We start from the raw sequence: 21,730 nt of genomic DNA on the forward strand, positions 1-21,730 counted from the left end.
CGGGGCCACCGACGAACCACGCTCTGCCATCGACGAACCACGCTAGGAGCCTCATGGAGTACCGCGAGCTGGCCGTGCCCGGCGCGTTCGAGATCACCCCCAAGCAGTTCGGGGACCCCCGGGGCGTCTTCCTCGAAGCCTTCAAGGCCGGCCCGTTCGCCGACGCCGTCGGCCACGCCTTCGACCTCCAGCAGGCCAACTGCTCGGTATCGGCCGCCGGGGTGCTCCGCGGCATCCACTTCGCGGACGTGCCGCCCAGCCAGGCCAAGTACGTCATGGCAGTCCAGGGCGCAGTTCTCGACGTCGTCGTGGACATCCGTGTCGGCTCGCCCACCTTCGGCACCTGGGACGCCGTCCTCCTGGACGACGTCGACCGCCGGGCGATCTACCTGTCAGAGGGACTGGGCCACGCGTTCATGTCCCTCGAGGACGGCTCCACCGTCATGTACCTGTGCTCGTCCGGGTACGCGCCGGGCCGCGAGCACGGCATCCACCCCCTCGACCCCGAGGTCGGCATCGACTGGCCCACCACCGCCCGCGACGGCAGCCCGCTGGCGCCGCTGCTGTCCGAGAAGGACGAGGCGGCGCCAACGCTCGCCGAGGCGAAGGAACAGGGCCTGCTCCCGACGCAGGACGCCGTGCGGGACTACGTGGGCACCCTGGTCTGAGCCGCATTTCAGTACTCGTCCACGGCTCCGGCGTCACTGACCGCTACTGACCCACGGGTCACTCGGGTGACCTGTACGTCTGACGCGGCGGGCTACTGGCCGGTCGCCGCGTACTTCGCTTCAGTCGCAGCCTTCGCCCCCCGCCACCAGGCCTCGTGCTCCCGATACCAGTCGACGGTCGCCGCGAGCCCCTCACGGAAGTCCGTGTAGCTGGGCGACCAGCCCAGCTCGGTGCGCAGCCGCGAGGCGTCGATCGCGTAGCGCAGGTCGTGCCCGGCGCGGTCGGTCACGTGGTCGAAGTCGTCGGCGTCCCGGCCGAAGATCCCCAGGAGGGTCCGCACCACCTCGAGGTTGCTGGTCTCGCCGTCGGCCCCGATCAGGTACGTCTCGCCGATGGTGCCCTTCTCGATGATGCTCCAGACGGCCGCGTTGTGGTCCTCGACGTGGATCCAGTCGCGCACGTTCAGGCCCGCGCCGTACAGGCGGGGGCGGACGCCGTCGATCAGGTTGGTGATCTGCCGCGGGATGAACTTCTCGATGTGCTGGTACGGCCCGTAGTTGTTGGAGCAGTTCGAGATGGTCGCCCGCACGTCGAAGGACCGCACCCAGGCCCGGACCATCAGGTCGGAGCCCGCCTTCGTCGAGGAGTACGGCGACGACGGGTTGTACGGGGTCTCCGGCGTGAACCGCTCCGGGGAGTCCAGTGGGAGGTCCCCGTACACCTCGTCCGTCGAGATGTGGTGGAACCGCACGCCGTGCCTGCGCACCGCCTCCAGCAGCGTGAACGTGCCCACGAGGTTGGTCTGCACGAACGGCGAGGGGTCGTTCAGGGAGTTGTCGTTGTGCGACTCCGCCGCGAAGTGCACCACCAGGTCCGACTCCCCGACGAGCCGGTCCACGAGCGGCGCGTCGGTGATCGAGCCCACCACCAGCTCCACGCGGTCCGCGACCGGGTCGAGCGAGGTCCGGTCACCCGCGTAGGTCAGGGCGTCCAGCACGGTGACCCGCACCTCGGGGCGCTCCCGCACCGTCTGCTGCACGAAGTTCGCGCCGATGAAGCCGGCTCCGCCGGTGACCAGGACCCGCACCGGTTCAGTCACGACCGTAGATGTCGCGCGTGTAGACCTTGTCGGCGACGTCGTCGAGCGCCCCGGTGCGGCGGTTCGCGATGATGACGTCGGCACGGGACTTGAGCTCGTCGAGGTCCCGGACCACCTCGGAGTGGAAGAACTCGTCCTCGTCCAGGGTGGGCTCGTACACGATGACCTCGACGCCCTTCGCCTTGATGCGCTTCATGATGCCCTGGATGCTGGAGGCCCGGAAGTTGTCCGACCCGGCCTTCATCACCAGCCGGTAGACGCCCACGGTCTTCGGGCTGCGGCGCAGGATGTCGGCGGCCACGAAGTCCTTGCGGGTGGTGTTCGCGTCGACCACCGCGTTGATCAGGTTCTGCGGCACGTCCGCGTAGTTGGCCAGCAGCTGGCGGGTGTCCTTGGGCAGGCAGTACCCGCCGTACCCGAACGACGGGTTGTTGTAGTGCGACCCGATCCGCGGGTCCAGGCCCACACCCTCGATGATCTGCGCCGTGTCCAGCCCGCGGGTCACCGCGTAGGTGTCGAGCTCGTTGAAGTACGCGACCCGCAGCGCGAGGTAGGTGTTGGCGAACAGCTTGATCGCCTCGGCCTCGGTGGGGTCGGTCAGCAGCACCGGGACGTCCTTGGTGAGGGCGCCCTCCAGCAGGAGGTCCGCGAACTGCTTGCCGCGGTCCGACCGGTCGCCCACCACTATCCGGGACGGGTGCAGGTTGTCGTACAGCGCCCGCCCCTCGCGCAGGAACTCCGGGGAGAAGACGATCACCGCGCCCGGGCGCTCCTCGCGCACGCGCTCGGTGAACCCCACGGGGACCGTGGACTTGACCACTATCGTCGCCTCGGGCGCCCGGGCCTGGACGTCGTCGATCACGGACTCCACCGACGAGGTGTCGAAGAAGTTGGTCACCTCGTCGTAGTTCGTCGGGGTGGCGATGACCACGACGCTCACGCCCGCGTATGCCGCGTCCTTGTCGAGGGTCGCGGTCAGGTTCAGCTCCTTGCCGGCGAGGTACTCCTCGAGCTCGGCATCGACGATCGGCGAGATCCGGTCGTTCACCTGCGCCACCTTGACCGGGTCCACCTCCACCGCCCACACCTCGTGGTTCTGGGCGAGCAGGACCGCGTTGGACAGACCGACGTATCCAGTGCCGGCGACAGCGATCTTCACGACGGGACTCCTGACAGGAAGAGTTCGATTACGGGCCCATCGTAGGCGCGCGGCGAGACCCCGACGGCGTGTCCCGCGGGGGCCGCGCGAACCTTCAGCCAGTGACGCACGCCACACCGGCGCTCGGCAGCCCCAGAGGTTAGGCTTACCTCACCATGTCGCAAACCACGAACGCACTCATCGGAAAGCCCCGCAAGGGGGTCCGCACCACGGCGACCGTGACGGCAGTCCGGCACCTCACCCCGCACATGATCCGGGTGACGATCGGCGGGAAGTCGCTGGCCGGCGTCGACCCCACGCCGCTCACGGACCGCTACATCAAGCTCGTCATGGCGGAGTCCCCCGAGCCCGAGGGTCGCCCGGTGCTCCGCACCTACACGATCCGCAACGTCGCCGAGTCCAGCTGGGACATCGACATCGTCACCCACGGCGACGAGGGCTACGGCAGCCCATGGGCCCAGCGGGTCCAACCGGGCGAAGAGGTCTCGTTCGTGGGCCCGGGCGGCGACTACGCGCCGTCCCCCGACGCCCAGTGGCACCTCATGGCCGGCGACGAGTCCGCCCTCCCGGCCATCGCGGCCGCGTGCGAGGCCCTGCCCGACGACGCCGTGGCCCACGTCTTCGTCGAGGTCGCCGACGCGTCGGAGGAGCAGGAGATCACGAGTGCCGCGGACCTCCGCGTCACGTGGGTGCACCGATCCACCGGGGCGAGCCTGGCCGACGTCGTGCAGGCCGCCGAGCTGCCGGACGGCGTGCCGCACACGTTCCTGCACGGCGAGGCCGGTTGCGTCCGTGACCTGCGCCGCTGGGCGCGCGGCACGCTGGGTGTGCCGCGCGAGCTGCTCTCGGCGTCGGGCTACTGGCGTCGCGGCCGCGACGACGAGCGCTGGCGCGCGGAGAAGGCCGAGTGGCGGGCAGCGGTGGAGCAGGACGACCTGGTGCTCAGCGCGCACTGACGGGCTCTGCCTGATCGTCACCCAGCCTGCGCGGGCTCCTTGCTTCTGGGCAGGTTGAGCCGCCGGAGCTCGTTCTCGTAGACGCCGAAGACCCATGGTCCTTCGACGCGCCACAGCGCCTCGATCCGCTCGAGGTTGTTCTCGAAGTACCTCATCTGGTCGGCCGTCCGAAGGTCCCCGCGTGTCACGAGCTCTCAGAGCGCATCGAACGCCGCGAACCAGCGTTTGGCCGTCGGACCGTCGTAGGGCGGCTCCTCGGCACGCACCGCGGCGAGCAGGGCGTCGGCGTCCGCGCGGACGCGGGAAACGACCTCCTGTGGGTAGCCGTACTGCACGGTGTGCTCCGCGAACTCGTCCTCGTCGTCGATGAGCGTCTCGCCCTTCCCCTTGGCTGCCTTGCTGCCCGGCTCGTTGGCCAGGACGTCGAGATCCATGTCGACCGCGGAGACCTCGAACGCGGGCCCCCGACCGTCGCGACCGTCGTCGGGCACCTCGCTCCACTCGGGGACAGTCGTGAGATCGATGTACAGGAGAGCGCCCCGCGGGTGGTCGCGGTAGATGTCCGTGACCCATCCGACGTCGCCGAAGACGATGAGCCCGGCGGTCTTCGTGTGGTACTCGCGCCCGGGCCTGCTGAACAGCGTCCCGGTCCGGTAGCCGAGCCAGACACCGTGCTCGTCCCTGCCGAGATACACCCCATCGAAGCGCCAGTGCGGAGTGCCGTCCCACTTGCGCATGCGGGCGCCGACAACGGTGCCCGGCTCGGTCGGCAGCGACGGCGAAAAACCCTGATCAGCAGGTTGTTGCGCAGACATGTCCGGGAGCCTACCGAGACGTCGTCGGGGCGTAACCCAGGGGCACTACGCTCTGGCCACCGTCGGCATTCCGCGCTCGCTGGGAGCGCCCTCCTTGACGACGGTACCCGCCGCACCCGTCGACCCCACGAGGAGCCTTCATGTCCCCTGCAAGCCGCCGTCTCGCCGCGCCCGGTGAGACTGCGCACCAGGTCCCGACCGCTGACGAGATGATCGCCGAGGCGCTGCTCACCGCCGCGGCCGATCCCCTACTCAACCCGCATCCTGATCGGCCGGGCCCGTTACCCGACGCCCGACCTCTGCCGTCCCCCGACCAGGAGTCCTGGGCCTCCGCCAAGGAAGCCAACCGTCAGCCGCGGGAGGTGTGGTCCGCCCCGGACCGCGCCGCGGACCGCCCCTTCCAGGAACGACCAGAGCCCCTCTCGAGCGACGCGGTGGTGACCGCCGCCCTCCGCCGCGGCCTGCCCGTCGACGAGGCGATCACCACCTCCATCCGCACCGCCCGCAGCCTGGACACCGCCCAGTGGCGGTCGCTGTGCCACTCGCTCATGGCGCATCCCGAGACGCGCCGCGCGGGTGTCGCCGGAGCCGCCCTGATCGCGCAGCGCGTGGGCCTGCGCGAGCTCGCGTGGGACCTGCTGCGCGAGCTCGGGCCCGACGACGCCGCCCGCCTCGCCCCCGCTGAGTACCTCCGGGCGGGCATCGCCATGGCCAACCCCGACGTCACCCGGACGGCCACCACCTGGGTACGGCACGGCTTCGTGTCCGACGCCGCGGTGCTGCTCGACATCGCGAAGCTCCTGTTCATCGCCGACGAGCCCGCGGCAGCGGCGGAGGCGCTCGACGCCGCCCGCTACGCCGTCGGCCACGCGACCGGCAACGCTGCCGGACCGACCGGGCGGGTCCAGGCGTCGATCGACCACCTGGCGCCCTGGATCGACAAGGCGCTCCGGCCCGCGACGCCCGCGCGGGTGCCGACGGGACACGTGTCGTTCGCCGTCATCGACTACAAGGCGCCGGACGAGAACGTGGCCTCCAGCAACATCGGCGACACGGTGCAGACCATCGCGAGCCTGGGCCACCTGCTGCGGCACGAGGGCGTGCGCCTGCACGGCGACGACGCCGTCACCGAGCCCGTGCGGTTCCTCGCCGGCCGCGTGCGCCCCGAGCACGTGGTGCCCGGGCCGGGCGCCGACGTGGACCTGACGCTCGTGCAGCGCGACATGTCCCGGCTGGACGCGGTGCCGGAGAACACCTGGATGCTCGCGTTCGGCTGGTACATGCACAGCCAGTTCGACCTGCGGTTCGACTTCCCGTTCCACGAGAACCTGCAGCCGCTGTTCGTCTCGTTCCACGTCAACAAGCACGCCATCCTGACGCCGACCGCCGTCGACTACCTCAGGGCCCACGGGCCCATCGGGTGCCGCGACTGGACCACCGTGCACCTGCTGCTCAACGCGGGTGTCCCCGCGTTCTTCAGCGGCTGCCTCACCACCACCATCGACACGGTGTTCCCCTCCGGCTTCCAGCCCGCGCCGGCCGGCGCACCGGCCGTGTACGTGGACACGCCGGTCCCGGAGCACGACACCCGCAGCGAGCTGGTCACCCACCTGCATCCCTCGGTCCGCAGCCACGGGCTCGGCCGCAACGTGCACACCGCCGTCGACCTGCTCGACGCCTACCGGACCCGGTTCTCCCGCCTGGTCACCTCGCGTCTGCACGCCTTCCTCCCGGCGTGGGCCATCGGGGCGGACGTCGACTTCCGGCCCCGGAACGACGCCGACATCCGGTTCGCCGGCCTGCTCGACGCCGACGAGGCCGACCGGCGCGCCATGCAGAACCGGATCCGGGACGTCGTCGCGCCGGCGATGGCCAAGATCCTCGCCGGCGCCTCGCGGGACGAGGTCTACGCGACCTGGCGCGCCACCGTGGCCGACGAGGTGGAACGGGCGCGGGCGGTGCACACCGCGCCGGTGCCCGCGCCGTCGGGCACCTGCTCGGTCGCGGACATCGTGGCCGGGGTGCGCGCCACGCGGGTGCTGGTGGAGGCGGCCAGGCCGCGCCCCGTGCCCGCGAACGGATCCCGGGACAGCCCCGCGGGGGGCGTGCTCAACGTCGCCGTGGCCCTCGACGGGAACCTGCGCTCCCAGATGGAGGTGGTGGTCGCAGGGGTCGTACGGCACACCGACCGGCCGGTGCGGGTCGTCGCGCTGACGCGCGACCACACGTCCGCGGACCACGAGCGGCTCGCCGGGCTGTTCCCCGAGGTCACGTTCGAGTGGTTCGCCTGCGACGGGATCGACTACGGGGCGGTGCTCGGGATGCTCAAGCACATCACGGTCGCCACGATGGACCGGCTGCTGCTGCCCGAGCTGCTGCCGCACCTCGACCGCGTGCTGTACCACGACCTGGACGCGCTGTCCGTGGTCGACCTGGCCGAGCTGTACGACACCGACCTCGGTGGCGCGCCGCTGGCGGCCCGCCCGTCGATCTCGTACAACTACCGGCACGGCGTGGGGAACGTCATCCGGTCCACGCGGCTGCTCGGGCACGACCCCGACGCCGCCCAGGACCTGGTGCGCGCCATGATGCAACGGCACCGGCACGGGTACCACGGCTTCAACGCGGGAATCCTGCTGCTCGACCTGGCGGTCATGCGCGCCGACGGGTTCACCGCCGAGTTCGTGCCGTACGCCGAGCGGTACGGGCTCAACGACCAGGACGTGCTCAACGCCTACGCGGGGTCGCGCTACCGCGTCCTGGACGCCCGGTGGAACGCGTGGCCCACGCAGGAGGTCGTCACCGAGCCCGGCCTGATCCACTGGGCCGGACCGGTCAAGCCGTGGCACGACGACCGCTACATCCTGCTCAAGGAGCACTGGGCAGCCACGGAGGCGTGGCTGGCCGCCCGCCGCTAGCCCGCCAGCAACGTTGAGTGCTGGATTTTCGCCCTTCTGGCACACGGAAAAGGGCGAAAATCCAGCACTCAACGATCAGTAGTCGGTCGGGGCGGGAGCGGTGACCGGGGCGTCCTCGTCGAAGCCGGCCAGAACAGAGGCCGTGCCCGACAGGCCCAGGCGGGTCGCGCCCGCCGCGATCATCGCGAGCGCCGTGTCGAGGTCCCGGATCCCGCCGGAGGCCTTCACCCCGAGGCTGCCGCCGCCCGCGGCACCCACGGTCCGGGCCATCAGCGACACGGCGTGCACCGAGGCGCCGCCGGCCGGGTGGAAGCCCGTTGACGTCTTCACGAAGTCGGCGCCGGCGGCCTCGGCCGCCTTGCACGTGCCGACGATCTGCTCGTCCGTGAGCGCCGCGGACTCGATGATCACCTTGAGGACGCGGTCGGCCTGCACGGCCCCGCGGACCGCGGCGACGTCGGCCTCCACGACGTCGAACCGGCCGGCGCGCGCGGTACCGACGTCGATCACCATGTCGACCTCGTCGGCGTCGTCGGCCACGGAGCGGGCCGCCTCGAAGGCCTTCACGTCACTCATGTGCTTGCCCGAGGGGAACCCGCACACCGTCGCGACGGCGAGCCGTCCGGCCGCCACCTCGACCGCGAGCGAGACGAACGACGGCGACACGCACACCGAGAACACTCCGAGCTCGGCGCCCTCCTCGACGAGTGCAGCGACGTCGGCCGCCGTGGCCTCCGGCTTGAGCAGGGTGTGGTCCACGAACGCGGCGAGCGCCGCCCGGTCGCGCGGCGGCTGAGCGGGCTGGGTCGCGTGGGTCTGTGCGGTCATACGAGGGCACCTTCGACTTTCTGGAATCCGGGCATGATGACCTGTTCCACGAGGTCGCGCCGCTCGTCGTGGTGCATGAACGCACCCCAGGCGGCGGTGACGGTCACGTCGACGAGGTCGTCGAGCGTCCAGCCGGCCTCGTCGACGAGCAGCTTCATCTCGTGCGTCATCGACGTGCCTGACATCAGGCGGTTGTCCGTGTTGAGCGTGACCGCGAAGTCCAGCTCCTTGAGGCGGGTGATCGGGTGCTCGGCTATCGACGCGGCCACACCCGTCTGCAGGTTCGACACCGGGCACAGCTCGAGCGGGATCTGGTGGTCCCGCACCCAGTGCGCGAGGCGGCCCAGGTCCGCCGCGCCGCCGGGACGGTCGGCCGAGAGGTGGCCGGCGGCGACGTCGTCCTGGTCCGGGAAGGCGATGTCGTCGATGATCCGGGCGCCGTGGCCCAGGCGGTCCGCCTGCCCCAGGTGCACGGCCTGCCCGATGGAGTCGAGGCCGGCGGCCTCGCCCGCGTGGATCGTGACGGGAAAGTCGTGCTCGGCGAGGTAGCGCCAGATCGCGAGGTGGCGCGACGGCAGGAACCCGTCCTCGGGGCCCGCGATGTCGAACCCGACGACGCCGTCGTCCCGGTGGGCGACGGCGAGCTCCGCGATCTCCTGCCAGCGGTCGGCCTGCCGCATCGCGGTCACGAGCTGGCCGACCCGGATGAGGTGGCCGTCGGCCGCGGCGGCGGCGATGCCGTCGTCGATCCCGGCCTGTACCGCCTCGACGGTCTCGGTGAGCGACAGCCCGCCGGCCAGGTGCTGCTCCGGGGCCCAGCGCTGCTCGGCGTACACGACGCCGTCGGCCGCGAGGTCCAGCACGGCCTCGCGTGCGACGCGGGCGAGGTTGTCGGCCGTCTGCATGACGGCGATGGTGTGGTGGAAGGTCTCGAGGTACCGGACCAGCGAGCCGGAGTCGGCGGCGTCCCGGAACCAGGCGGCGAGGGACTCGGCGTCGCTCGCGGGCAGCTCGTGCCCGGCGGCGTCCGCGAGCTCGAGGACGGTCCGTGGCCGCAGGCCTCCGTCGAGGTGGTCGTGCAGCACAACCTTGGGCAGGGCGCGGATCAGCGCCTCGCCGGGGCGCGCCCCGGGGTCTTGCGTGGTCATGCTGACAACCTACCGCTCGGCACCGACACGGCTCCCATCGTGGCCGTCAGCGGGCTTCCGTCGTCGCTCCGCTGTCGTCGGTGCGCCACCGCCCCACGCGCTCCGGCAGCAGCACCCACGCCACGTGCGGCCAGCCGCCGAACGCCGCGGTCAGCGCCTTGCGCACCCGCGCGGCCGTGCGGTCGTCCGTCGGCTGCTGCGCCTCGTCGGGCCCGGCCGCCGGCGGCGGGTCGAGCAGGGCCGCGACCGGGACCGTGTGCAGCCCCGCGCCCGACGGCTCGTACAGGACGGCGTTGCCCTCGTCCCCCTCGCCGTCGGCCAGGGTGAGCAGCACCACGTGGCGCGGGACGGCGGAGTCCCAGCCGCTCGTGACGTCACCGCCCGTGTACAGGGGCACCGGGATCCCCGCGCGGGCGGCGGCGACCGCAGCCTCAAGCAGGGCCCGCGAGCCCGCGACCCGATGGGTGTACCGGACGCCGCCGTAGCTCGCGAACCGCGCGGCGCCCCACGGCGGCGTGCCGTACGTGCGCGGCCAGCCCGCCACGACGAGCCCGTGCCGGTTGGTCGCCGACTGGATCGCGTGCTGCAGCCGCACGAACCGCGCAGCGGGGTCGTCGGTGGCGATCCGCAGGGCCGCCCGGGGATCTCCGGCGAGCCCGAGCATCGCCAGCACCGCCGAGCCGCACGTGGTCTCGTCGACCTGCACGGCGGCCGCGGCGGCGCCGTAGAGCGACGGCAGGTTCAGCCGCCGCGGGAACCCGACGGTCCCGGTGCCACGCTCGCGCGCCAGCGGGTCCAGGACGGACCGCCGGGCGCGGGACGTCACCAGCTCGAGGTGGCGTTCGACGTCGTCGGGGACCGCCGGGCGCTCGAAGCGACCTGGCGGGGGTGGGGTCGGTACTGGCCCGGCGAATGCACGCATTGCGCCGAGCAGGGACGAAAGGCGCAATGTCGACTGCACGTTCAGCAGGCTAAGCCGCCCTCGGGCGACTCGCCGGTCCGCCACGCGCGGGCGCCGTCGGCGGAGCGGGTGAAACCCCGCCCCACCTCCAGGAACTCGCCTCGGACGACGCGCATCAGACGATGCGGTCCAGCACCACCGAGTCGTCCGCCACGAGCCCGGCACCCGCCATGGCGCCCGAGCCCCCGTCGATGCTCGCCAGAGCACCCGCAGCACCGGTCAGGATGTCGCGCAGCACGGCCCCGGCACTCTCGTGCTCCACCGCCCATGCGCCGTCGAGCGCCTCGCGGGCCCGGGCGAACCGCTCCGGGGTGTCGGTGTGCAGGGTGAGCACGGGCTGCCCGGCGGCGACGTCGTCCCCCGGTTTCACGTGGATCTCGACGCCGGCCGCGGCCTGGACCGCGTCCTCCTTGCGCGCCCGGCCCGCACCCAGCCGCCGGGCCGCCACGCCCACCGCATACGCGTCGAGCGAGGTCAGCACGCCGGACCGCGGCGCCACCAGGATCTCGGTCTCCTTCGCGACCGGCAGCGGCGCGTCGACGTCGCCGCCCTGCGCCGCGATCATGGCCCGCCACTTGTCCATCGCCCGGCCGCCGGCCAGGGCCTCCCGCACATCCGCCTCCGAGGCGGGGCGGCCGGCCGCGGCGAGCATCTCCACGGCGAGCGCCACGGTGAGGTCGACGACGTCGGACGGCCCGCCGCCCGCCAGCACCTCCAGGGACTCGCGCACCTCCAGGGCGTTGCCCGCGGTCAGGCCGAGCGGCACCGACATGTCGGTGACCAGGGCGACGGTGCGCACCCCGGCGTCGGTCCCGAGGTCGACCATGGTGCGGGCGAGCTCGCGCGCGCTGTCCAGGGTCTTCATGAACGCGCCGGAGCCGACCTTCACGTCGAGCACCAGGGCACCGGTGCCCTCGGCGATCTTCTTGGACATGATGGAGCTAGCGATGAGCGGGATCGCCTCGACGGTGGCGGTGACGTCCCGCAGCGCGTACAGCTTGCGGTCGGCCGGCGCCAGGCCCGTTCCGGCGGCGCAGATCACCGCGCCCACGGACTCGAGCTGGGACATCATCTCGTCGTTGGTCAGCGACGCCCGCCAGCCCGGGATGGCCTCCAGCTTGTCGAGCGTGCCGCCCGTGTGCCCCAGGCCGCGGCCCGAGAGCTGCGGCACGGCGACGTCGAACGCCGCCACGAGGGGCGCCAGCGGCAGCGTGATCTTGTCGCCCACGCCGCCGGTGGAGTGCTTGTCCGCCGTCGGCCGGGAGAGCCCGGCGAACGACATGCGCTCGCCGGACGCGATCATCGCGCTCGTCCACCGGGAGATCTCCGCGCGTGACATGCCGTTGAGCAGGATCGCCATGGTCATCGCGGACATCTGCTCGTCGGCCACCACACCACGGGTGTAGGCGTCGACGAGCCAGTCGATCTGCGCGTCGGACAGGGCCTCCTTGTCGCGCTTGGCCCGGATGACGTCGACGGCGTCGAACGGCTCGGTGCTGGTGGACTGCTCGGTCATCGCTTTGCCTCCCGCACGTGGTCCAGGTCGCCCGGCCCGAAGGCCTGGGGCAGTACCTCTGTCATCGCCACCACGCCCTGCGGGGTGTCCACCAGCAGCTCCGGCCCGCCGTGCTCCCACAGGATCTGGCGGCACCGGCCGCACGGCATGATCGTCTCGCCGAGCGCGTTCACGCAGGTGAACGCGGCGAACCGCCCGCCGCCCGACATCACCAGGGCGCTGACCAGCGAGCACTCGGCGCACAGGGTGACCCCGTACGCGGCGTTCTCGATGTTGGCGCCGGTGAGCAGGCGGCCGTCGTCGGCGAAGGCGGCGGCGCCCACCGGGTAGTGCGAGTACGGCGCGTACGCCTTGTCGAGCGCGCCCCGGGCCGCCGCCCGCAGGTTCTCCCAGTCAACCGAGTCCACCGAGCTCGCCGAATCCACGGAGTCCACGTCAGATTCCACGTCCACCATCCTCAACCCTTGATGTACGGCTCGCCTGACGCGGCCGGGGGACGCGACCGCCCCACCAGGCCCGCCACGGCGAGCAGGGTGACAACGTACGGCACCATGAGCATGAACTGGCTCGGCACGGGCGAGCCCACCACCGACAGCACGTTCTGCAGGTTGGAGGCGAACCCGAACAGCAGGCCAGCGAACGCCGCGCGCACCGGGTCCCACTTGCCGAAGATGACGGCGGCGAGCGCGATGTAGCCCGCGCCGCCGGTCATGTTCTCGCCGAACTGGCTCAGGTTGACGGTGGTGTAGAACGCGCCGCCCAGACCGGCCACCGCGCCCGCGACGAGCAGCGCGTTGTACCGGGTGCGCACCACGTCGATGCCGACCGTGTCGGCGGCCTTCGGGTGCTCGCCCACGGACCGCAGCCGCAGGCCCCAGCGGGTCCGGTTCAGCGCGTACCAGACCGCGGGCACCGCGATGAACATCAGGTAGATGAGCAGCGGCTGGTCGAACAGCACGGGCCCGAGGACCGGGATGTCGGACAGCACCGGGATCGGGATGGACTGGAACCGCGTGGTGGAGTTCAGCGTCTCGGCGCTGGGTACGAGCACCTGCGAGTACAGGAAGCTCGTCAGGCCGATGACCAGCACGTTCAGCACCACACCCACGATCACCTGGTTCACGTGGTACGTGATGGCGAACAGGCCGAGCACCAGCGCCACGAGCGCGCCCGCCAGGACCGCGGCGAACAGGCCTGCCACGGCGCTGTCGGTGATCGAGGAGACGATAGCGGCGGTGAAGGCGGCACCGAGGAGCTGCGCCTCGATGGCGATGTTGACCACGCCGGCGCGCTCGCCGATCACGCCGCCCAGCGCGCCGTACACGAACGGCACGGACCACAGCACGGCGCCGCTGAGCAGGCCGACGATCGACAGGTCACGCGGGCTGCCGGCCCCGGCCCAGGCCAGGAAGCCGATCAGGCCGGCCAGGGAGAACAGCACCACCGCCCACAGCGGCGCCTTGGCCCCGCGCGCCGTGAGCACGAAGGCGAGCGCCGTCACCACGAGCATGACCGCCCCGCACGCCCAGGCCAGCGGCGCCGCGGGCACCACGATCACCGGGATCTGGAAGAAGTCGCCGCGCTGCGACAGCAGGAACCGCACGTCGCCCGTGTGCGGGACCGCGATGAGCAGCAGCGCGTACAGCACGGTCACGGTGAGCAGCACGCCCGCCGTCTTCCACGACACGACCGTGACGGTCCGCGTCGTCTCCGACAGCGGCGCGTCGAGCTGGGTGGTCTTGTGGTCGGCGCTCACGCGGCCGCCTCCTTCCGGGTCGCCTTGGCCTTCTTCGGGGTCCGACGGCGGTTCGGGTCCGGCAGCCGGAAGATCGCCCGGACCAGCGGCGGCGCCGCGATGAACAGCACGATGAGCGACTGGACCACGAGCACGATGTCACTGGGGATGCCCTCGGCGGCCTGCATGGTGGACCCGCCGGCCTTGAACGCGCCGAACAGGATGCCCGCCGCGAGCACGCCCCACGGGTTGGACCCGCCGAGCAGGGCGACGGTGATGGCGTCGAACCCGATGCCTGCGTCGATGTCGGAGCTGAACCCGGTGGTGACCCCGCCGAGCACCTGGGACGCACCGGCCAGGCCGACGAGCCCGCCGGCCACGAGCATCGAGCTCACGGTGGCGCGGCCCGTGTCGATGCCGGCCACGCGCGCGGCGCGCGGGTTCTCCCCCACCGCGCGGAACGAGAAGCCGACGGACGACCTGTTGAGCAGCCACCACACACCGAGCACGGCGAGCAGGGCCAGCACAAAGCCCCAGGTCAGGTTGAACTGCTCGCCCAGGAGAGGCGGCAGCTGCGCGGACTCCGCCGTCGGCGGCGTCTTCGGGTTGGAGGACCCGGGTGCCTGCAGCAGCCCCGGCGTCGCCAGGAGATAGGCGATCAGGTAGAACGCCACGTAGTTGAGCATGATCGTGACGATCACCTCGTGCGCCCCGGTGCGGGCCTTGAGCAGGCCCGCGATCCCGGCCCACAGCGCGCCCGCCGCGATGCCCGCCACCAGCGCCATGAGCAGGTGCAGCGGGAACGGCACGCCGCTGACGCCGAAGCCCACCCAGCCGGCCGCAGCGGCAGCCATGAGCATCTGCCCCTGACCGCCGATGTTGAACAGGCCGGCCCGGAACGCGAGCGCCACGCCGAGGCCCGCCGCGATGAGCGGGGTCGCGTAGGTCAACGTCTCGGTGAGGGGCCGGATGGCGGTGACGAAGTCCGGCGCCTGCAGGTTCACGACCGAGCCGCGGAACAGCGCGGCGTACGCGCCGCCGATCGCCTGGCCCAGCGCGACGAGGGTGTCCCCGGGCCGCGCGAAGAAGTAGCTGGAGGCCGCCTTCACGTCCTCGTCGGTGAAGGCGATCATGATCGAGCCCGCCACGACGGCGAGCAGGACGGCACCCACGGACACGGTCCACGAGCTGCTCATCGTCTGCTGCAGGGCCTTGGCCAGGCGGCTCTCCGTGTCGGTGTGGGCGCCGGCCGGCTCGCCGGCCACACGCGCCCGCTCCTGCTCCAGCTCCTCGGCGGTGCCGGGGTCGAGGCCGGCCTCCTGCTCGGGGTTCGACCCCGGGCTCGAATCGGGCGCGTTCACGCGACCTCTCCCTTCGCGTCCTCCGGGGAGATCCCCGCCATCATCAGGCCCAGCACGTCGCGCGGGGTGTCCGCGGGCACGATGCCCACCACCTTGCCGCGATACATCACCATGATGCGGTCGGCCAGGGCTACCGCCTCGTCCAGCTCGGTGGAGACCACCAGGACCGGCACGCCGGCGTCGCGTGTGGCGACGATCCGCTTGTGGATGAACTCGATGGAGCCAACGTCCACGCCGCGCGTCGGCTGTGCCGCCACGAACAGACGCAGGTCGCGCGACAGCTCGCGCGCGAGCACCACCTTCTGCTGGTTGCCGCCCGACAGGCGCCCCACCGGCGTGGTGATGCTCTGCGTACGGACGTCGAACTCGGCGACCTTCTCGTCCGCGAACCGGTCGCGGAAGCCGAGCTGCAGCGCTCCGCCCTTCACGAACGGCGGCCCGTCGGAGCGGTCGAGCATCAGGTTCTCGGCGATCGTGAACTCGCCGATCAGGCCGTCGAGCGTCCGGTCCTCCGGCACGAAGCCGACACCGCCGGCGAGGATCCTGCGCACCGAGCGGCCGACCAGCTCCTTGCCGTCGAGCGTGATGCTCCCAGACACGTCACCCTCCAGGCCGATGAGCGCCTCGGTGAGCTCGGTCTGCCCGTTTCCCTGCACGCCCGCGATCACGAGCACCTCGCCGCCACGCACCTCGAAGCTGACGTCGTCCACCACGACGGCGCCAGACTCGCTGGTGACCACGAGGTCGGAGACCTTCAGGCCGTTGTCGCGCAGGGTCGGCGCGTCCTTGTGCACCCGCAGCTCCACGGAGCGGCCGACCATGAGGGAGGCGAGCTCGCCGTCCGACGCCGTGGGGCTGGCCTCGCCCACCACCTTGCCGTGCCGGATGACCGTGATGCGGTCCGCCACCTCGCGCACCTCGCGCAGCTTGTGCGTGATGAAGACGATCGCGGAGCCCTCGTCGCGCAGCTGGCGCATGATCGCCATCAGCTCGTCGGTCTCCTGCGGGGTGAGCACCGCCGTCGGCTCGTCGAAGACCAGCACGTCGGCGTTGCGGGAGAGCGCCTTGATGATCTCGACGCGCTGCTGCACGCCCACCGGGAGGTCCTCGACGAGGGCGTCCGGGTCCACGTGGAACCCGAACCGCGCCGAGATCTCCCGCACCTGCGCGCGGGCCGCCTCCAGGTCGAGCCGGCCGCCGCCGCGGGTCTGCTCGTGACCGAGCATGACGTTCTCGGCCACGGTGAAGACGGGCACGAGCATGAAGTGCTGGTGCACCATGCCGATGCCCGCACCCATCGCGTCGCCGGGGCCGGAGAAGCTCTGGACGACGTCGTCCAGCAGGATCTCGCCCTCGTCCGCCTCGTACAGGCCGTAGAGCACGTTCATCAGGGTGGACTTGCCCGCCCCGTTCTCGCCCAGGAGCGAGTGGATCTCACCTGGCTGCACCACCAGGTCGATGTGGTCGTTCGCGACGAGCGCGCCGAAGCGCTTGGTGATGCCGCGCAGCTCGAGCCGCATGGATGTCCTTCCCCGACGTGAGTCCTGCTCATAACAGGTCCCGGGGCACACGGCGCGAGCCGTGCCCCCCGGGACCATCCTGCGTCAAGTATCGGTCGTCGACCGATCAGCCCTCGCGAGCCGTCACTCGGCGAGGTAGGACTTCACCTCGACGTCGCCCGCGATGATCGACTCCCTGAGGGTCTGGACCTCTTCCCAGAGGGCCGGGTCGACCTTGTCCTCGAAGTTGTGCAGCGGGGCGATGTCCACACCACCGTTCTCGAGGGTTCCGACGTACGGCGTCGGGTCGAACTCGTCGTTGCCCGCTGCGACGACCGCCTCCTGGGTGGAGATGTCCATCCCCTTCAGGATCGAGGTCAGCACGATGTCCTGCGTGGTCGGGTCCGTCTCGTAGAAGTCGGCGTCGACGCCGATCAGTGCGACGTCCTCGCCCGAGTCCGCGATGGCGTCCATCGCCGACTGGTAGATCGGGCCGCCGACCGGCAGGATCACGTCGACGCCCTGGTCGAGGATGTTCTGCGCGGTCTGCTTCGCGTCCGGGTCGGCCGCGAAGCCGCCGGTGAACGAGCCCTTCTTGCCGTCCCAGCCGACCAGCTCGACCTCGGTGCCGTTGGTCTCGTTGTAGTAGTCGACGCCCTGCTTGAAGCCGTCCATGAAGATCGTGACGGTCGGGAAGTCCATGCCGCCGAAGGTGCCGACCTTGCCGGCCTCCGAGTAGCCCGCGGCGAGGTAGCCCGCGAGGAACGCGGCCTGCGCCGTGTCGTACAGCAGCGGCTTGATGTTGTCGGCGTCGGCCTTGCCGTCGAAGTCGGCGTCCGCGGCGTCGTCGATGATGATGTAGTCGATGTCGGGGTTGGCAGTGGCCGACTCGACGGTGGCGGCCGACAGCGCGAAGCCGACGGTGACGATCGCGTTGCAGTCCTCGGCCACGAGCGACTCGATGTTGCCCTTGTAGTCGGTCTCCGACGCCGACTGCACGTCGACCAGCGTGGTGCCGAGCTCGTCGGCGGCCGCCGTCGCGCCCTCGAAGCTGAGCTGGTTGAAGCTCTTGTCGTCGAACCCGCCGGCGTCCGAGACGATGCAGGGCTTGAAGTCACTGGCGGCGGCGGTCGTCTCGCCACCAGTGCTCTCCTCAGGTGCGGCGCCGCACGCCGAAAGCGCGAGCGCCGTTGCTCCCGCAAGGGCGGTGAGCCAGACAGCCTTCTTCACTGGTGCTCCTTCGATGGTCCAGGCGGGCCATGTCCAAACAGATCTGAGGCCCTATATCGCACCGAGAGTAGTCAGCGCATCTCGCATTTCGCGTTTCGAGACGGTAACCGGAGTAAGTCGTTACCGAAGCGTCATCGACAACAACAGTTCTCGCCTCAGCCGGCCGCGAACTGGGCCAGGGTGCGCACGCCGATGCCGATCGCGCGCTCGTCCACGACGAGGTCGCCCTGGTGCAGGTCGTAGGTGCGGCCGCCAGGCGTGCGCACGCCGAGGCGCGCCATCGTTCCCGGCACCTTGCGGAGGAACCAGGCGAAGTCCTCGCCGCCCATCGACTGCTCGGTGAGCTGCACGGCGTCGGGGCCGACGGCGTCCCGGATCGCCGCCTCGAGGTCACTGGTGGCCTCGGCCTCGTTCTCGACCGGCGGCACGCCCTGCGTCACCGTCACCGAGACCTCCACCTGGTAGGGAGCCACCACCTGCTCCACCGCCTCGCGCACCAGCTCGCCGGCCCGCTCCCAGGCCCGCACGTCGAGGCAGCGCAGCGTGCCCTTGACGACACCGGCCGACGGGATCGCGTTCGGCGTCGAGCCGGCCTGGACCGCTCCCCACGTCAGGTTCACGCCGGAGCGCGGGTCGAGCCGCCGGCCGAGCACGGCGGGCGTCTGCGTGATGACCTGGCCGAGCGCGAACACGACGTCGCCCGTGAGGTGCGGGCGGGAGGTGTGGCCGCCGGGCGACGAGATGTTCACCATCACCGAGTCGCTCGCCGAGGTGATGGGCCCGATGCGGGTGCCGATGTGCCCGACGTCGAGCTTCGGGTCGCAGTGCAGCGCCGCCATGCGGTCGACGCCGTCGAGCTCGGAGGTCTTGTTGATGATGTCCTCGGCACCGCCGGGGAAGACCTCCTCGGCGGGCTGGAAGAAGAGGCGGACGCCGCGGGTGAGCCGGCCCTCCTCCTGCAGGCGGGCGAGCACGAGGCCCGCCCCGAGCACCACCGTGGTGTGCACGTCGTGCCCGCAGGCATGGGCCACGCCCGGCCGGGTCGAGGCGAAGTCCACGCCGCTGGTCTCGTGCAGCGGGAGGGCGTCGAGGTCGGCGCGCAGGCCGACCCGGCCCTCGCCGTCCGGCCCGTGGTCGGGGCCGATGTCGCAGACCAGGCCCGAGCCGATCGGCAGCAGCCGCGGCTCCAGCCCGGCGGCCCGCAGGCGCTCCGCCAGGACCGCGGTGGTGCGCGTCTCCTTGCGGGACAGCTCCGGGTGGCTGTGCACGTCGCGGCGGAACCTGATCAGCTCGGAGCTCAGGCCGTCGGCCAGCTCGCCCACGCGGGCGGCCAGGGCCGCGACGACGTCCGTCGCGTTCCCCCCGGGCACGTCCCCGACCGGCATCTGATCGTTCGAAACGATCTGATCGAATTCGTCGAGACTGACGCGCTGTGGGGTCGGGTTCACGTGACCACGGTAGCGCTGTCCGGCCCGCGAGACACGGTTGCCAAGGATCCGTCCCACCATACGGACACCTGTGAGATGGCCCCGCCGTCGGCCCGTCCGGACGGGTCAGACGTACCGGTCACCGAGGGCGACCGGTACGTCTAAAACGTCAGAGCAGGTCCTCGCGGCCACGCTCGCGCACGGCCGCCACCACGTCCTTCACCTGCTGCGCGCGGGCGCGCGTGGTCACCAGCAGCGCATCGGGCGTGTCGACGACGACGACGTCGTCCAGCCCCAGCACCGTCACCAGCCGGCCCGACGCCGGGACCACCACCGAGCCCGCACTGTCGATGCGGAGCACGTCGGCGGGATCGCCGAGCACCTTGGCGCCCTGCTCGTCGTCGGACGGCAGGAGGACGGCGAGCGAGTTGTAGTCCCCGACGTCGTCCCACCCGAACGTCCCCGGCACGACGGCGACGCCGCCGGCCGCGGCGACGGGCTCGGCCACCGCGTGGTCGATCGCTATCTTCTCCAGGCCCGGCCACACCTCCGCGAGCACCCCCGCGCGGCGCGGGGTGTCCCACGCCTCGGCGACGGTCCGCAGGCCGTCGTGCAGCGCGGGGCGCTGCTCGGCCAGGTGCCCCAGCAGCACCGACGTGCGTGAGACGAACATGCCCGCGTTCCACCGGTACTCGCCCGAGGCGAGGTACCGCCGCGCGGTGGCGGCGTCGGGCTTCTCCGTGAACCCGCGCACGTGCAGCGCGCGCGGCGCGTCCTCGACCCCGAGCGGCTCCCCCGAGCGCACGTACCCGAAGGCGGTCGACGGCCGCGAGGCGGCGATCCCGACGGTCGTCACGTAGCCGGCGCGCGCCGCGGCCACGGCCTCGCGGACCGCCAGCTGGAACGCGCGGGTCCCGTGGATCACGTGGTCCGCCGCGAACGAGCCGATCACCACGTCACCGTGCCGCTTCTCCAGGACGGCGGCGGCCAGGCCGATCGCCGCCATGGACTCGCGGGGGGACGGCTCGGCGAGCACGGCGTCGTCCGACAGGCCGGGCAGCTGCGCGCGGCAGGCCGCTACATGCTGCTCACCGGTGACCAGCACGACGCCGTCCGGCCCCGTCAGCGGACGCAGCCGGTGCTCGGTGGCCTGGAGCAGCGTCATGCCGGAGCCCACGAGGTCGTGCAGGAACTTGGGTGACCCGCCCCGCGAGAGCGGCCAGAGCCGGGTGCCGGATCCACCGGCGGGTACCACTGCGAAGAAGTCGTCGATCGGGGACGATAGGGCGGCGGCCGAAGTCATGCCCCGCAGGATGGCAGCCGGACGGCGTTCCCGCAGCGATAACTCGCCGAACTCACCCCGGTTCAGGAGCAGGGTTGGGCGGCAACGCGCGAGCAACCTGACGGGTGCCCGAAGGCGCGACATCTCCCCTGTGGGATCAGTCACAAAGGCCGTGTCTTGATGCCCGTGAGGGCCGCCGGGCGGCGATCGAGGCGACCAGTTGTCATTACAGTGGGGACCAGCCACCCCCAGCCGGACAGCCATAGGAGGCTCCCGAAGTGCCCACCGCACCAGCAGGCACGTTGTACCGCGGCCGTGAAGGCATGTGGTCGTGGGTCGCGCACCGCGTGACCGGCGTGCTGATCTTCTTCTTCTTGCTCGTGCACGTGCTCGACACAGCGCTGGTGCGCGTGTCCCCCGAGGCGTACAACGCCGCGATCGGCACGTACCAGACCCCGATCATGGGGCTAGGCGAGGCCGGGCTCGTGGCCGCGATCGTCTTCCACGCCTTCAACGGCATCCGCATCCTGCTGGTGGACTTCTGGGCCAAGGGCCCGAAGTACCAGAAGGTCATGCTGTGGGTCGTCGTCGGTCTCTTCGTCGTGACGATGGCCGGCTTCCTGCCGCGTCACCTCATGAACGTCTTCGGAGGTGGCCACTGATGGCGCACGGAACCGCAGCGGTGGCGAAGCTCGACTCCCCGCGCTCCCCGTACGTGCGTCGCAAGACGACGCGCGGCAACTACGAGCTGTACTCCTGGGTCTTCATGCGGGCGTCCGGCGTCGTGCTGATCGTCCTCATCTTCGGCCACCTGTTCGTGAACCTGATGGTCGGCGATGGCGTGCACGCCATCGACTTCGGCTTCGTGGGCGGCAAGTGGGCGAACCCGCTGTGGCAGGTCTGGGACCTCCTCATGCTGTGGCTCGCCATGATCCACGGCACCAACGGCGTGCGCACCATCATCAACGACTACGCCACCAGGGACCTGACGCGCGGCATCCTCAAGGGCCTGCTGCTCCTGGCGTTCGCCGTGGTGGTCGTGCTCGGCACCCTGGTGATCTTCACGTTCGACCCGTGCCCGCCGGACGCTCCCGCGGAGCTGCTGGCCTCCTTCTGCACGGCCTAGC

General features: G+C 71.4%; 20 protein-coding genes. 5 read left to right on the forward strand and 15 right to left on the reverse strand.

What is annotated here, in order from left to right; all coding sequences use genetic code 11:
* Positions 1 to 53: 53 nt before the first annotated feature.
* Positions 54 to 668 carry a dTDP-4-dehydrorhamnose 3,5-epimerase gene (gene rfbC / locus C8K30_RS04505; RefSeq protein ID WP_108491627.1) on the forward strand — a complete coding sequence of 205 codons (615 nt, stop codon included), beginning with the start codon at positions 54 to 56 and terminating at the stop codon, positions 666 to 668.
* A 92-nt stretch (positions 669 to 760) separates the two neighbouring features.
* On the opposite strand, the gene rfbB is transcribed toward rfbC, so the two are convergent.
* Together rfbB and C8K30_RS04515 are read right to left on the reverse strand one after the other, a co-directional pair.
* Positions 761 to 1,756 (reverse strand): dTDP-glucose 4,6-dehydratase, encoded by a 996-nt coding sequence (gene rfbB / locus C8K30_RS04510; RefSeq protein ID WP_108491628.1) that lies wholly within the window; start codon positions 1,754 to 1,756, stop codon positions 761 to 763.
* 4 nt (positions 1,757 to 1,760) lie between these two features.
* A complete protein-coding gene (locus tag C8K30_RS04515) occupies positions 1,761 to 2,927 on the reverse strand; it encodes a nucleotide sugar dehydrogenase (RefSeq protein ID WP_108491629.1) in 1,167 nt (388 codons plus the stop codon).
* Positions 2,928 to 3,082: 155 nt separating this feature from the next.
* Here C8K30_RS04515 and C8K30_RS04520 point away from each other — a divergent pair, with 155 nt between their 5' ends.
* Positions 3,083 to 3,883, forward strand: a complete 801-nt coding sequence (locus C8K30_RS04520; RefSeq protein ID WP_233256967.1) for a siderophore-interacting protein — start codon at positions 3,083 to 3,085, stop codon at positions 3,881 to 3,883.
* A gap of 17 nt (positions 3,884 to 3,900) precedes the next feature.
* Here the strand turns inward: C8K30_RS04520 and C8K30_RS30625 are convergent, their stop codons facing one another.
* Positions 3,901 to 4,038: a hypothetical protein gene (locus tag C8K30_RS30625; protein ID WP_158280930.1), complete on the reverse strand. Its 138-nt coding sequence runs from the start codon at positions 4,036 to 4,038 to the stop codon at positions 3,901 to 3,903.
* A 39-nt stretch (positions 4,039 to 4,077) separates the two neighbouring features.
* Positions 4,078 to 4,698 (reverse strand): DUF402 domain-containing protein, encoded by a 621-nt coding sequence (locus tag C8K30_RS04525; RefSeq protein WP_146197326.1) that lies wholly within the window; start codon positions 4,696 to 4,698, stop codon positions 4,078 to 4,080.
* Positions 4,699 to 4,838: 140 nt separating this feature from the next.
* On the opposite strand from C8K30_RS04525, the gene C8K30_RS04530 reads away from it, so the two are divergent.
* Positions 4,839 to 7,616 carry a glycosyltransferase gene (locus tag C8K30_RS04530; protein WP_108491631.1) on the forward strand — a complete coding sequence of 926 codons (2,778 nt, stop codon included), beginning with the start codon at positions 4,839 to 4,841 and terminating at the stop codon, positions 7,614 to 7,616.
* A 75-nt stretch (positions 7,617 to 7,691) separates the two neighbouring features.
* Here C8K30_RS04530 and deoC read toward each other — a convergent pair whose 3' ends face one another.
* From deoC to C8K30_RS04585, 11 genes are all read right to left on the reverse strand, one after another.
* On the reverse strand, positions 7,692 to 8,444 hold the full coding sequence (deoC, locus tag C8K30_RS04535; protein ID WP_108491632.1) for a deoxyribose-phosphate aldolase: 753 nt from the start codon (positions 8,442 to 8,444) through the stop codon (positions 7,692 to 7,694).
* The gene (locus C8K30_RS04540; protein WP_108491633.1) at positions 8,441 to 9,592 is read right to left on the reverse strand and encodes an adenosine deaminase; all 1,152 of its coding nucleotides are present in this window, start codon (positions 9,590 to 9,592) and stop codon (positions 8,441 to 8,443) included. Before C8K30_RS04540 ends, deoC begins: the two co-directional genes overlap by 4 nt.
* Before the next feature lie 46 nt (positions 9,593 to 9,638).
* Positions 9,639 to 10,553 (reverse strand): hypothetical protein, encoded by a 915-nt coding sequence (locus tag C8K30_RS04545; RefSeq protein WP_146197327.1) that lies wholly within the window; start codon positions 10,551 to 10,553, stop codon positions 9,639 to 9,641.
* Between the two features lie 115 nt (positions 10,554 to 10,668).
* Positions 10,669 to 12,069, reverse strand: a complete 1,401-nt coding sequence (locus C8K30_RS04550; RefSeq protein ID WP_108491635.1) for a thymidine phosphorylase — start codon at positions 12,067 to 12,069, stop codon at positions 10,669 to 10,671.
* Positions 12,066 to 12,515: a cytidine deaminase gene (locus C8K30_RS04555; protein WP_255415700.1), complete on the reverse strand. Its 450-nt coding sequence runs from the start codon at positions 12,513 to 12,515 to the stop codon at positions 12,066 to 12,068. Before C8K30_RS04555 ends, C8K30_RS04550 begins: the two co-directional genes overlap by 4 nt.
* Before the next feature lie 11 nt (positions 12,516 to 12,526).
* Positions 12,527 to 13,825, reverse strand: coding sequence for an ABC transporter permease (locus C8K30_RS04560; protein WP_199230330.1), 1,299 nt, complete (start codon positions 13,823 to 13,825; stop codon positions 12,527 to 12,529).
* A complete protein-coding gene (locus C8K30_RS04565; RefSeq protein WP_108491637.1) occupies positions 13,822 to 15,165 on the reverse strand; it encodes an ABC transporter permease in 1,344 nt (447 codons plus the stop codon). The genes C8K30_RS04560 and C8K30_RS04565 overlap by 4 nt, the downstream gene beginning before the upstream one ends.
* The gene (locus C8K30_RS04570; protein ID WP_108491638.1) at positions 15,162 to 16,685 is read right to left on the reverse strand and encodes an ABC transporter ATP-binding protein; all 1,524 of its coding nucleotides are present in this window, start codon (positions 16,683 to 16,685) and stop codon (positions 15,162 to 15,164) included. Before C8K30_RS04570 ends, C8K30_RS04565 begins: the two co-directional genes overlap by 4 nt.
* A gap of 123 nt (positions 16,686 to 16,808) precedes the next feature.
* Positions 16,809 to 17,894, reverse strand: a complete 1,086-nt coding sequence (locus tag C8K30_RS04575) for a BMP family protein (protein ID WP_108491639.1) — start codon at positions 17,892 to 17,894, stop codon at positions 16,809 to 16,811.
* Positions 17,895 to 18,049: 155 nt separating this feature from the next.
* Complete coding sequence (locus C8K30_RS04580; protein ID WP_108491923.1) at positions 18,050 to 19,279, reverse strand: amidohydrolase; 1,230 nt, start codon at positions 19,277 to 19,279, stop codon at positions 18,050 to 18,052.
* Positions 19,280 to 19,490: 211 nt separating this feature from the next.
* Complete coding sequence (locus tag C8K30_RS04585) at positions 19,491 to 20,624, reverse strand: mannose-1-phosphate guanylyltransferase (protein WP_108491640.1); 1,134 nt, start codon at positions 20,622 to 20,624, stop codon at positions 19,491 to 19,493.
* A gap of 257 nt (positions 20,625 to 20,881) precedes the next feature.
* Between C8K30_RS04585 and sdhC the strand changes: the two genes are divergently transcribed.
* Together sdhC and C8K30_RS04595 are read left to right on the forward strand one after the other, a co-directional pair.
* Positions 20,882 to 21,265 carry a succinate dehydrogenase, cytochrome b556 subunit gene (gene sdhC / locus C8K30_RS04590; protein ID WP_108491641.1) on the forward strand — a complete coding sequence of 128 codons (384 nt, stop codon included), beginning with the start codon at positions 20,882 to 20,884 and terminating at the stop codon, positions 21,263 to 21,265.
* On the forward strand, positions 21,265 to 21,729 hold the full coding sequence (locus C8K30_RS04595; RefSeq protein WP_108491642.1) for a succinate dehydrogenase hydrophobic membrane anchor subunit: 465 nt from the start codon (positions 21,265 to 21,267) through the stop codon (positions 21,727 to 21,729). Before sdhC ends, C8K30_RS04595 begins: the two co-directional genes overlap by 1 nt.
* Position 21,730 lies beyond the last annotated feature (1 nt).

Source organism: Promicromonospora sp. AC04, from assembly GCF_003058225.1.
In the GTDB taxonomy this organism is placed as follows: Bacteria; Actinomycetota; Actinomycetes; order Actinomycetales; family Cellulomonadaceae; genus Promicromonospora.